This is a genomic window from Dactylosporangium sp. NPDC049140 (assembly GCF_040648435.1).
Genome location: NZ_JBEZDS010000004.1, coordinates 353,378 through 364,975, shown reverse-complemented (window position 1 = coordinate 364,975; position 11,598 = coordinate 353,378). Strand labels below are relative to the sequence as shown.

Below are 11,598 nucleotides of genomic sequence, written 5' to 3'. Positions count from 1 at the left end.
GCCGCCCGCGCCGAGCGCACTCATTCGCCGCCAGAGCGCCCCGGTGCTGGTCTTGAGGGGGTTTGGGTGGAGCGAAGCTCCCCCAACGCGAGCGCCAGCGAGCTAGAAGTGCATCCCCAGGTAGGCGTCGCGGCGGGCGGCCACGAAGGACTCGATCGTCATCGGCGGGTGGCCCGTCAGCCGTTCCACGTCCGTCGTCTGGCGGTCGTAGCGGTTCTCGCGGTGCAGGCGGGCCATCGTGGCGATGTGCTCGCGGGTGTGCGGCGGCAGGCCCGACGGTGCCAGGACCTCGGCCTCCCACCGGTCCGGCGGCACGTCCACGTACGTGATCTCGCGGCCCAGGGCGCGGGAGAACTCCGCGGCGACCACGTGCAGGTCCTCGCTCCTCGGGCCGGTCAGCTCGTACACGCGGCCGATGTGCGGGGCCGGGTCGCGCAGGATGGCGGCGGCCGCCCGGGCCACGTCAACAACGGCGATCGGGGAGGTGCGGCCCGCGCCGAACGGCAGCTCCAGGGTGCCCCGGGCCCGGATCGAGGCCGCCGCCAGCGTCGTGAACAGCGGGTTGTCCAGGAATGCGGTCGGCCTCAGGTGTACCACCGGCAGGCCCGACCAGTCGAAGACGCGCTCGGCGAGCCAGTGCAGGCGCTGCTGATCCGACTCGTCGGTGCTCGTGGCGGTCATCTGCGACACCGTCATCTGCGACAGGCCGACGAGCGCGCCGAGGCCGCCGCGGTCGCGGGCCACGCTTGCCACGACCGCGGCCGCGAGCAGGTGGTCGCGCGAGACCGGCATCGAGAAGAACATCGCGTCCACGCCGTCGAGGGCGGCCGCGACGCTCTCCGGGCGGGTGAGGTCGCCGACGACGGCGTCGAAGCCGGCCGGGGCCGGGTGGTGCAGCAGGCCGCGCACGGGCACCCCGGCGGCCTGCAGGTCGGACAGCACCGCCCGGCCCACGTCGCCCAGGCCCGCCACGAGAACCAGGTTCATCGGATCCGGCTACCCGCCCGACCGGCGGTTTAACGCCGATCCAACGCCCGGCTGGCAGGGTGGGCGCACATGCTTCGGGAGGAGAGGCTCATGCGCAGACTGTCCGCTGTACTCGTCCTCGTCGCCGCCGGTGTGCTCGGCTCCGCCGCGCCCGTCCACGCGGAGCCGGCCGCGGCCATGGTGCCGCACGGCCGGGCGATGAGCCTGGCCGAGGTTCAGGCCGAGGTGGCAGCGGCCCCGGCCGCGACGCACTGGTACCGGATCATGAACTGGAACAGCAAGCTGTACCTGACCGTGGCCGCGCCGGCCGACGTCAACGGGTCACCGATCGTGCAGCGGGGATATCTCGGCGGCAGCCAGTCGCAGGCGTGGACGCTCACGGCGGGCACCGTGGAGCACTACTCCTACCTGCGCAGCGCGGCCACCAGCAGCTGGAAGGCGCCGGGTATCAGCGGCTCCAGCGCCGTCAACGGCGGCAAGGCCATCAACTGGACCTACACGCCCGGCCTGGCCGACCAGCAGTGGCGCGAGGGCCTCCCGCTGCCCGGCCTGCTCGTCTACCCGCTGAAGAACCTCAACAGCAGCAAGTGCCTCGGCATCCCCGGCAGCAGCAAGGACGCCGGCGTGCAGGCGATCCAGTGGGACTGCAAGACGGGCCTGGCCGACCAGTACTGGGTCTTCACCAGCTGGGAGTAAGGCGGGTCAGGCGCGCTCGCCGAGGTGGGCCAGGATGGCGGCGCGGGTCGGACGGCGGTCGATCTCCATGAACCGCTGCGGGCCCGCGACCGGCTCGAAGCCGCTGCGGCGGTACACCTCGTGGGCGTCGCGCGTGGCCAGCAGCAGCCGCAGGACGCCGGCGGACGTGAAGTCGTCCACCATGGCGTCGACGAGCCAGACGCCCAGCCCGCGGCCGCGGTGCGCCGGCTCGACGTACACGTCGCAGATCCAGGCGAACGTCGCACGGTCGGTGACCGCGCGGGCGAAGGCCACCTGGCGGCCGTCGCGGCGGACGGTGTAGGGCACGGACCCGTCGATGGAGGCGGACACCAGCTCGTAGGCGCGGCCCGCGGCCCAGTACGAGTCCTCGGACAGCCAGCGGTGCACGACCGCCTTGTCCACGGCGGCGGGGTCGGTGGTCAGGTGGTATCCGTCGCGTTCGCGTTCGCTCACGCCGCGCACGGTACCGCCGCCGCCGACCCCTCGTCGCGGGCCAAACCGGGATCAGCGGACCGGATCCCAGGCGTCGGCCCCGGACAGGTAGGCGGCGATCGTCCGGGTCGCGGCCTGCTCGGCGGTCAGCTGCGGGCGGTCCGGGGTCACGGCGGCGCCCGGGCCGCGGTTGCCGAACTCGCCGTAGCGGGCGTCGCGCCACGGCCAGGTGCCGAAGTCGGACCACGGCGTGGCGCCGATGTGCGCGCCGAGGACCGAGTCGCGGGTCGTCACCTCGGCCACCGCGTTGGGGTCGTTGCTCGGGTGCCACGGCCGGCCCAGGTACACGCTGCCGGCCGGCGCGTCCGACGTGAGCTTGCACTGGGTGAGCAGGAAGCCGTGCGGGTTGGAAAGCGACGTGCTCGCGGCGGTGACGTAGCCGTTGTTCGTGGCCGAGCCACGGTCCAGGGAGTGGATCGCGCAGCGGTCGAGCACGGCGGTGGCGCGGCCGAAGATGAAGTCGACGTCGCCCTCGATGTAGCACTTGCGCAGGTACACCCGGCTGACGGTGGCGGCGTCGGGGCTGTTGAGGTACAGCGTGTCCTGGTTGGCCAGGAAGCGGACGTTGTCGAAGACGATCCGGTCGGCGCGGGTCAGCACCGCGACCGCCTGGCGGTTGGCGATCTCGGGGTGGGCGGCCTCGTCGAAGGTGTTCGCGAACGTCAGGTTGCGCGCGCTGAAATCGCTGCCGGAGATGGTGACCGAGGCGCTGCCGGAGGTGCCCCAGGGCGTCCCGTCCGGCTTCAGGGTGCCGTTGGCGCGGTCGTCGCTGATGACGACGGCGGACGGGTCGGGGCCCTGTCCCCGGAAGACGATGAAGGGCTTGTCGGCCGGGATGACGACCTGGCCCTTGTACTCCCCGGGCCTGATCTTCACCGTGAAGGGCCCCGGGTTGCCCGGCGGTACGGCGTCCACGGCGGCCTGGATGGTGCTGACGTCACCGCTGCCGTCGGCGGCGACGGTGATGTACGGGCCGGGCCACGCCGACGCCGAGCGGGCCGTCGCGGTGGCGCCCGCGATGCCCGCCAGCGCGCCCGCGAGCAGGACGGATCTGCGACGCATGAGCCGGACCTCCTTGGGAATGCGCTTTCCTGGCGCTCACCCTAGGCGCACGCGGAGACCTCGGTCAATGAAAAAGTTGTTGCAGCGAGTTGCAGTCCTCAGCCGCCGCCGGGGCCGATGAGCGCACGGATGTAGTCGTTGATGCGCGCGATGGTGCCCGGGTCCGGGTCGACGAACTGCACGCCGAGCTCGGCGTCCTGGGCCACCTGCCGCGCCTCGAGCCGCTCGAAGGCGTTCGTGGTGATCGCCTGCATCACCAGGAACGCCGCGATCAGCCCGGCGAGCGCACCGGCGACCGGCAGCAGGCGACGCGTCAGCCGCCCTCCGTCGAGACCCACGCAGTGCTGTTCGGCACCGCGCCGCCCGACCTGAGCGTCACTCGCCGGTCAGAACCCGGTTCGTCCAGCCGCCCTCGACGATCCCGTCGCCGTCGACCCACACGGCCCAGTCGACGATCTCCGGGTCGCGGACCATGGTCGGGCGGCCGGTGCGCACGCTCGGGTCGATCTCGGCGTCGGACATGCTCACGCCGTGCAGCCGGCGCGGGTCGGGCCAGGTCGTGACCGTGGACCAGATCAGCTCGGTCGCGTCGCCGCGGGTGATCCGGTGCTTGACGATGAGGTGCAGCTCCGGGCCGAACTCGCCGGCCAGGAAGCGGGTGCGGGCCTCGGGCAGGGCCTCCCGGGCGGCGGCGACGGCGGCCCGCATCCGCTCGTCGTCCGGCGCGTACTGCACCGTCGTGGACTGCGCCCCGAACAGGTCGGCGGCCACGCGGGCAAGGAACTCCCCGGCCGAGTACGGGAACTCGTCGGGCGGCACGATCGTGAGCAGGCCGTCCTGGTCGGGGCCGGGCTCCTCCAGGCGCAGCTGGACCAGCGTGGCGTGCTGCTCGGCCTCCGCGCCGGGGATGTCGCCGTAGGCGCGCACGGCGTCGGCGGCGCTGACGTTGAGCTCGTCGGGGAGGCGCACGAACGCCTCCCCCGTGGCCCGCTCGACCGCCTGCGCCCAGCGCACCACCAGGGCGCGGGCGATGCCGGTCAGTGCGCTCGTCCACGCCCGCGCGAGGGTCGGCGGCACGTCGAGCACCTGCAGCTCGGGCAGGCCGAAGCGGCCCAGCCCGCGGGTGGTCATCCACAGGCCGCGGTCGCCGGCCGACTGCGGTACCACGATCCAGGCGCTCAGCGCGGACCGCCCGTCGGGGCCGGGCAGCGAGGCCAGGGCCGCCGCCGGGTCGAGCACCTGCGGCGTGAACAGGTCGACGAGCGCGCCGCCGAGGTCAGTGGCGATGCCGGCCGCGACCGCGCGGGCGTGCCACTCGTGCGCGGGCGGCCAGCCGGCCCCGAAGACCGCCTGGACCACGACGAGGTGGGAGGCGGTGACGACGGCCCGCAGCGCGTCGGGCGGGGCGCCGAAGATGCGCAGGTGCTCGATCGGCAGCGGCGGGGCCTCGGCGACCGGCGCGACGCTTACCGACATCAGCGGGCCGTCGAGCATCCGGCGCACGGCCTCGCCCAGCGGCCCCTCGATGCGCGCCGCCGCGGCTGCGGCGGCGGCGGCCGGGTCGGCGGGCGGGTGATCGGTCGCCACGACGTAGGTGGCCACGACTGTCTCGGGCACGCTGAGCACGATCTCCACGCGGCCAATCCTTTCGCATTCCGTTCGCGTAGTCGACCCGGCGGGGTTGGACTAGCCTCCGGTCCGTGATCCCCGGACAGAGCTTTCTGGTCAGCGACAATACGGCCGGCGTGCACCCCGAGGTCCTCGCGGCCGTCGTGGCGGCCAACGCCGGGCACGCCCCCTCCTACGGCCGCGACCCGGTGACGGCCCGCGCCGAGGCGCTGTTCCGCACCCACTTCGGCGAGCGGGCCGAGGCGGTGCTCGCCGTCACCGGGACCGCCGCGAACGTCATCGCGCTCGCCGCGCTGCTGCGGCCGTACGAGACCGTGCTCTGCGCCGAGTCCGCCCACATCGTGACCGACGAGTGCGCCGCCCCGGAGCGGTTCACCGGCGGCCGGCTCACCACCGTGCCCACCCCGGACGGCCGGCTCACCCCGGCCCAGGTCGAGGCGTTCGCCCACGCCGGCGACCCGCCGCACGCGCCGCGGGCCCGGGCGGTGTCGATCGCCCAGCCCACCGAGCTCGGCACCCTGTACTCGGTCGCCGACCTGCGCGCGCTCGCCGACGCCGCCCACGGGCACGGGCTGCTGCTGCACGTGGACGGCGCCCGGCTGGCCAACGCCGCCGCCGCGCTGGGCACCGGTCTCGCCGAGGCCGCGACCGGGGCCGACGTCGTGTCGTTCGGCGGCACCAAGAACGGGGCCCTCGCGGCCGACGCCGTGATCTTCCTCGACCCGGGGCTCGCCGGGCCGCGGCGGCTGATCCAGAAGCAGGCCATGCAGCTGCTGTCCAAGAGCCGGTTCGTGGCGGCGCAGTTCGTGGCGCTGCTGGAGGGGGCTCTGTGGCGTACCAATGCCGCAAACGCCAACGCGATGGCGTCGCGCATCGCCGCCGCGGTCGCGGCCGTGCCCGGGGCCGGAATCGCCCTGCCGGTGCAGACCAACGCGGTGTTCGCCACGCTGCCGCCGCACGACGACCCGGAGCTGGCCCGCTTCGGCGCGGGCGCCGACGGGTGGCCGCGACGGTACATGGCCGCCTTCGACACCACCGAGGCCGACGTCGACGCGTTTGCCCAGGTCCTTCACGCGGCGTTCACCCGTTGATCCACCGAACGGCCCGTGCGGCCGATGCCAGCGGGCGGTCAGCCTTCCATACATTGGGCCGGTGACCTCTGCGGGGCACCGCCTCGGCATCGACATCGGCACGGCGACGACGGTCGCCGCGCTGGCCGGGCCGGACGGCTCGATCCGGCCGTGCCGCCTCGACTCCGACCTGCCCGCGCCCGGGCCGGCCGAGGCCGAGCCGGTCGCCGCGCTGCTGACCCGGGCCGTCGCGGCGGCGGCGCCCGGCTGGGACGGACCGCTGGTGCTCACCCACCCCGCGGCGTGGCGGCCCGACCGCCGGCGGGTCCTCGCCGACGGGGCCCGCCTGGCCGGCCTCGGCGAGCCGGAGCTGGTCGCGGAGCCGATCGCGGCGGCACGGTACTGCGCCGCCGTCCTCGGCCACCGCGTGCCCGACGGCGGCTGCCTGGTCGTCTACGACCTCGGGGCGGCCACGTTCGACGTCACCGTGGTGCGCCAGGCCGCCGACGGGCCCGCCATCGCCGCCGCGGGCGGCCTGCTCGACGCCGGCGGGCTCGACCTCGACGCCGCCGTGGTGCGCCTGGCCCGGACCCGCACCGGCCCGGACCCGGCCTGGGACCGCCTCGACCGGCCGCGCGGCCCGGAGGAGGCGGCGGCCCGGCTGCGGCTGTGGCACGAGGCCCGGATCGCCCGCGAGGCGCTGTCGGAGGCGCCGGTCGCCGAGCTGTACGTCCCGTTCGCCGGCCCGGTCCCGCTGCACCGCGACGACTTCGAGCGCGCCGCCGCCCCGCTGCTGGAGCGGACCGTGGAGCGCACCGTCGCGGTGCTGCGCGAGGCCCTCGTCACCCCGCGGGACGTGGCCGCGGTGTTCCTGGCCGGCGGGGTCAGCCGTACTCCGCTCGTCGCCGCCCGGCTGCACCGGGCCCTGGGCATCGAGCCGCTCGCCGACGCCCACCCCGACCTCGCCGTGGCCTGCGGCAGCGTCCGGTCCCCGGCGCGGCCCGCCGCCCTCGCCCCGCCGTCGGCGGCCCGCCCGCGGCTCAAGCCGGCACTGCTGCGCACCTTCTCCCCCGGCGGCATCGTGCGCGGCGCCCCGCCGGTCAACGCGGTGGCGGTGAGCCCCGACGGCCGGCTGCTGGCCGCGGGCGGCGACGACCGCAAGGTACGCGTCTGGGACCTCGGCACCGGCCAGGTGCGCCACACCCTCGCCGACCACGACGGCCCGGTCCGCGCGGTCGCCTTCAGCCCCGACGGCACCCTGCTGGCCGCGGGCGCCGGCCACGCCCGCCGCGGCGCCCGGGCCGTGCGCGTCTGGCACACCGTGGAGGGCCGCCGCCGCAACGCGCTCGACGCCGACGCGGGCGGCCCGTCGGCGGTCGCGTTCCACCCCGCCGGACGGATGCTGGCCGCCGCCGGCACGGACGGGGTACTGCGCCTGTTCGACCTCGTCGCCGCCGGCGTCACGGTCGCCGGCGAGGGCCCGCCGCTGCACTCGGCCGCGTTCAGCCCCGACGGCTCGGCCCTGGCCACCGGCGACGACGCGGGCCGGGTCACGCTGCACCATCAAAGCGTGACCCACCTGCACGGGCACCGGGGCGCGGTGCTCGGGGTCGCGTTCGGCGGATCGGTGGTCGCCAGCGCGGGCGCGGACGCGACCGTACGGCTGTGGGACGGGGGCACCGGCCGGGTGCTCACCGGCCACCTCGACCCGGTGACGGCGGTCGCGTTCAGCCCCGACGCGACGCTGCTGGCCAGCGCGGGCCTGGACTCCACGATCCGGCTGTGGGACCCGGCGACCGGCGCCCACCTGCACACCCTCGACGGGCACGACGGGGCGGTGCGCGCCCTGGCCTTCACCCCGGACGGCTCGACCCTCGTCTCGGCGGGCGCGGACGGCGCGGTGCGGCTGTTCTCGCTGCAGGTGCACCACCACGCTTGAGCCCGCCACCCCCGCGGTGCGGCTGTTCTCGCCGCTGGCGCACCACCACGCTTGAGCCCGCCACCCCCGCGGTGCGGCTGTTTCCGCCGCTGGCGCACCACCACGCTTGAGCCGCGCGCCCCTGTGGTCCGTAGTTCCTCGGGAGAGGAGGACCCGTTTGTTCACCGCGCGCACGTCTGCCGGACCGAGAACAATCAAGATCTTGTATTCATCGATGTCCACGATGTGGCGTCATCCCTGCCCACGGAGGGGGAATACGTACATGTCGATCCGTCGGGTGGTGCTCGCGCTCGCGACCACCGCCCTCGTCGCCACCGGCCTCACCGCCGCGGCGTCATCGGCGCAGGCCGCCACGAGCGTGCCGCGCTTCGACCACATCGTCCTGGTCATGTTCGAGAACAAGGCGTACTCCCAGATCAGCGGCTCCGGCTCCGCCCCGTACTTCAACTCCCTGGCGAGCCAGGGTGCGAAGTTCACCAAGTCGTACGCGATCACGCACCCGAGCCAGCCGAACTACATCGCGCTGTTCTCGGGCTCCACCCAGGGCGTGACAAACGACGACTGCCCGAAGAACTTCACCGGCACCAACCTGCAGTCGCAGCTGTCGGGGGCCGGCCTGTCGTTCAAGGGCTACTCGGAGTCCATGCCGTCGAACGGGTACACCGGCTGCTCCAGCGGTAACTACCAGCGCAAGCACAACAGCTGGGTGGACTTCGCAAGCGTCCCCGCGGCGTCGAACCTGACGTACGCGAGCTTCCCGTCGTCGTCGAACTACGCCTCGCTGCCGACTGTCGCGTTCGTCACGCCGAACATGTGCAACGACATGCACGACTGCTCGGTCGGCACCGGCGACACCTGGCTGAAGAACAACCTCGACGCCTACGCCCAGTGGGCCAAGACGCACAACAGCCTGCTGATCGTCACGTTCGACGAGGACAACCGCCTGGCCCTCAACCAGATCTTCACCGTCTTCGTCGGCGCCGGCGTGAAGACCGGCACCTACCCGGAGAAGATCAACCACTACAACGTCCTGCGCACCATCGAGGGCGCGTACGGCCTGCCCGGCATCGGCGGCGCGGCCTCGCTCGCCCCGATCACGGACGTCTGGAACTGACCCACCCCACGGGCGCCCCGTCCCCGGGCGGGGCGCCTCCCGGTCACCTGAGAGGCCTTCGGTGTACCTGTCCACAGTGGACAAACCGGCGACGCCCGGCCCCACCCCCGCGCGCCGCGGCTCCCGCATCGCCGCCACGGTGCTCGCGCTGGGCGCGGTGAGCCTGATCACGGACGTCTCCTCGGAGATGGTGGCCGCCATCCTTCCGCTGTACCTCATGCTGGGCCTGCACCTCGGCCCCCTCGGTTACGGCGTGGTCGACGGCCTCTACACCGGCGCGACCGCGCTGCTGCGCCTGGTCGGCGGCTACGTGGCCGACCGCGTCCGCCGCCGCAAGGCCGTGGCCGCCGTCGGGTACGGCATCTCCGCCGTGGCCAAGCTGGGCCTGCTCGCCGCGGGCTCCTCGGTGCCGCTGCTCGGCGCGGTGATCGTCGCCGACCGCGCGGGCAAGGGCCTGCGCACCGCCCCGCGCGACGCGCTCATCACGCTGTCGACGCCCCCGGACCGCCTGGGCCGCGCCTTCGGCGTCCACCGCGCGATGGACAGCGTGGGCGCGTTCGCCGGTCCGCTGGTCGCGGTCGCGGTGCTGGGCGCGTCGGCCCAGTCCTACGACGCCGTGTTCGTGACGAGCTTCTGCATAGCGGCGCTGGGCGTGTTCGTGCTGGCCACGTTCGTGCCGGACCACCGCGGCCCGGCCTGGCTCGCGCCGGTCGCCGGCTCGGCGGGTTCTTTGCTCTCTCCCCCTAGCCCACCCGCCGCCTCCACCACCACGATCCCGTCGCAGAAGCCTTCACCCGCCGCCGGACACGCGGCAGCCGGCACAGCCCGGCCCGCGGCGACGACCACAGATTGGTCCGCAGCGACCGCCACAGACCGGTCCGCGGCGACCACCGCACACCAGCGCACCGCGGCCACCGCAGGCCAGCAGGCCGAACCCGCCACGCACGAACACGCGACAGCCCCCGCAACTGCCGCCCCGCACGGCGACCAGCACGACGACCAGCACCCGGCGGCCGTGAGCCAGCGCGTGTCGCCGCGCGCCGCGGCCGCCCTCCTCGCACGCCGCGACTTCCGGTTCGTCGTCCTCGCCGCCGCGGTGATGGGCCTGGCCACCATCGGCGACGGCTTCGTGTACCTGATCCTGCAGCGCCGCCACGATCTCGCCGCCGGCTGGTTTCCGCTCCTCGCGGTCGGCACCAACCTCGTCTATCTCCTCCTCGCCGTCCCGCTGGGGCACCTCGCCGACCGCGTCGGGCGCGCCCGCGTCTACCTGGCCGGGTTCGCCGCCCTGGCCGTCGTGTACCTGCTGCTCGCCACGAGCCTCCCCGGCACCCCGGTGCTCGTGCTCACGGTGGCGCTCTACGGCTGTTTCTACGCGGCCACCGACGGCGTGCTGATGGCCGTCGCCGGGCCGCTGCTGCCCGAGGCGCTGCGCACCACCGGCATCGCGCTGGTGCAGAGCGGGCAGTCCCTGGCATATCTGGCCTCCTCGATCCTGTTCGGCCTGGCGTGGCAGCTGTGGGGGCCCGGCCCGGCGTTGTTCGCCGCCGCCGCGACCGCAGTCGCCGCTCTCCTCCTCGTCACCTCCATTCTCCCGAGAGGTACGACAAAAATTGCGTAAGATCTTGTCAACGTCGATCGCTGCGGTCGTGCTCGCCGTCGGGGCCGGGGTCTACATCCACGCGGCCGCGCACCGCAACGACGCCGCGGCCGCCGCGGCCGAGACGGTCGACATCGGCGCCGGGGCGGGGCTGCTGGTGCGCAGTACCGCCGACGGGTCGATGGGGCACCTCGCGGTGATCCGGGACAACACCCGCAAGGTCGCCGCGGTCACCTGCAACCGCGTGTACGCCGCCGCCGGCACCGCGATCTGCCTGCGTCCCGACGGGCCGCTGGCCACGTACCAGGTCGCGCTGCTCGACCGGAACCTGCGGGAGCGCGACACGTACCCCATGGTCGGCGTGCCGAACCGGGCCCGGGTCTCCGCCGACGGCCGCCTGGTGACCTGGACGGCGTTCGTGACCGGGGACTCGTACAACGGCGGGCAGTTCTCGACCCGCGTCGGGGTGCTCGACACCACCACCGGCGACGTGGTCGCCGACACCCTGGAGAGCTACGCGCTCACCCGCGTCGGCCGCCCCTACCAGGCCGCCGACGTCAACTACTGGGGCGTCACGTTCGCCGGGGACGGCAAGACCTTCTACGCCACGATGTCGACCGCCGGGCACCGGTACCTCGTGCAGGGCGACTTCGCCGCCCGCACCGTGCGCACGCTGGCCGAGAACGTCGAGTGCCCCTCGCTGTCGCCCGACGGCACCCGCATCGCGTTCAAGCAGGCGGTCGGCGGCGACCCGGTCAAGGGCTGGCGCCCCGCGGTGCTGGACCTGGCCACGCTGCACGCCACGGTGCTGGCCGAGACCCGCAGCGTCGACGACCAGATCGCCTGGCTCGACGGGCACACCGTCATGTACGCGCTGCCCCGCGACCGCGACCACGCCGACGTCTGGTCGGTGCCCGCCGACGGCACCGGAGCGGCGGCGCTGCTCGTGCCGGACGCCGAGTCCCCGGCCTACCTACGTTGATGGACA

At 74.3% G+C, this 11,598-nt stretch carries 11 protein-coding genes; 6 read left to right on the top strand and 5 right to left on the bottom strand.

Features of this window, described 5'->3' with window-relative positions; translation table 11 throughout:
• Nucleotides 1–102: 102 nt before the first annotated feature.
• Nucleotides 103–987 (bottom strand): NAD(P)H-binding protein, encoded by an 885-nt coding sequence (locus tag AB0B76_RS10585; RefSeq protein ID WP_360372709.1) that lies wholly within the window; start codon nt 985–987, stop codon nt 103–105.
• Between the two features lie 90 nt (nt 988–1,077).
• On the opposite strand from AB0B76_RS10585, the gene AB0B76_RS10580 reads away from it, so the two are divergent.
• Complete coding sequence (locus AB0B76_RS10580; RefSeq protein WP_360372706.1) at nt 1,078–1,683, top strand: RICIN domain-containing protein; 606 nt, start codon at nt 1,078–1,080, stop codon at nt 1,681–1,683.
• A 6-nt stretch (nt 1,684–1,689) separates the two neighbouring features.
• On the opposite strand, the gene AB0B76_RS10575 is transcribed toward AB0B76_RS10580, so the two are convergent.
• From AB0B76_RS10575 to AB0B76_RS10560, 4 genes are all read right to left on the bottom strand, one after another.
• Nucleotides 1,690–2,157, bottom strand: coding sequence for a GNAT family N-acetyltransferase (locus AB0B76_RS10575; protein ID WP_360372703.1), 468 nt, complete (start codon nt 2,155–2,157; stop codon nt 1,690–1,692).
• A gap of 51 nt (nt 2,158–2,208) precedes the next feature.
• Entirely contained in the window at nt 2,209–3,258 is a 1,050-nt protein-coding gene (locus tag AB0B76_RS10570; protein ID WP_360372700.1) for a pectinesterase family protein, read from the bottom strand.
• Between the two features lie 98 nt (nt 3,259–3,356).
• Nucleotides 3,357–3,596 carry a hypothetical protein gene (locus tag AB0B76_RS10565; protein ID WP_360372697.1) on the bottom strand — a complete coding sequence of 80 codons (240 nt, stop codon included), beginning with the start codon at nt 3,594–3,596 and terminating at the stop codon, nt 3,357–3,359.
• A gap of 37 nt (nt 3,597–3,633) precedes the next feature.
• Nucleotides 3,634–4,893, bottom strand: coding sequence for a DUF2314 domain-containing protein (locus tag AB0B76_RS10560; protein WP_360372694.1), 1,260 nt, complete (start codon nt 4,891–4,893; stop codon nt 3,634–3,636).
• Nucleotides 4,894–4,958: 65 nt separating this feature from the next.
• Between AB0B76_RS10560 and AB0B76_RS10555 the strand changes: the two genes are divergently transcribed.
• The 5 genes from AB0B76_RS10555 to AB0B76_RS10535 all read left to right on the top strand — a co-directional run bounded on the left by AB0B76_RS10555 (nt 4,959) and on the right by AB0B76_RS10535 (nt 11,592).
• Nucleotides 4,959–5,978 (top strand): beta-eliminating lyase-related protein, encoded by a 1,020-nt coding sequence (locus tag AB0B76_RS10555; RefSeq protein WP_360372691.1) that lies wholly within the window; start codon nt 4,959–4,961, stop codon nt 5,976–5,978.
• Nucleotides 5,979–6,039: 61 nt separating this feature from the next.
• On the top strand, nt 6,040–7,896 hold the full coding sequence (locus AB0B76_RS10550) for an Hsp70 family protein (protein WP_360372689.1): 1,857 nt from the start codon (nt 6,040–6,042) through the stop codon (nt 7,894–7,896).
• 262 nt (nt 7,897–8,158) lie between these two features.
• The gene (locus tag AB0B76_RS10545; protein ID WP_360372686.1) at nt 8,159–9,010 is read left to right on the top strand and encodes an alkaline phosphatase family protein; all 852 of its coding nucleotides are present in this window, start codon (nt 8,159–8,161) and stop codon (nt 9,008–9,010) included.
• A 76-nt stretch (nt 9,011–9,086) separates the two neighbouring features.
• Entirely contained in the window at nt 9,087–10,631 is a 1,545-nt protein-coding gene (locus tag AB0B76_RS10540) for an MFS transporter (protein ID WP_360372683.1), read from the top strand.
• Nucleotides 10,632–10,635: 4 nt separating this feature from the next.
• Nucleotides 10,636–11,592 carry a hypothetical protein gene (locus tag AB0B76_RS10535; RefSeq protein ID WP_360372680.1) on the top strand — a complete coding sequence of 319 codons (957 nt, stop codon included), beginning with the start codon at nt 10,636–10,638 and terminating at the stop codon, nt 11,590–11,592.
• Nucleotides 11,593–11,598: the final 6 nt, after the last annotated feature.

Coding starts and splice junctions, on each gene's coding strand:
- AB0B76_RS10585 (WP_360372709.1), bottom strand. CDS start 987: ATGAACCTGGTTCTCGTGGCGGGCCTGGGCGACGTGGGCCGGGCGGTG.
- AB0B76_RS10545 (WP_360372686.1), top strand. CDS start 8,159: ATGTCGATCCGTCGGGTGGTGCTCGCGCTCGCGACCACCGCCCTCGTC.
- AB0B76_RS10580 (WP_360372706.1), top strand. CDS start 1,078: ATGCGCAGACTGTCCGCTGTACTCGTCCTCGTCGCCGCCGGTGTGCTC.
- AB0B76_RS10570 (WP_360372700.1), bottom strand. CDS start 3,258: ATGCGTCGCAGATCCGTCCTGCTCGCGGGCGCGCTGGCGGGCATCGCG.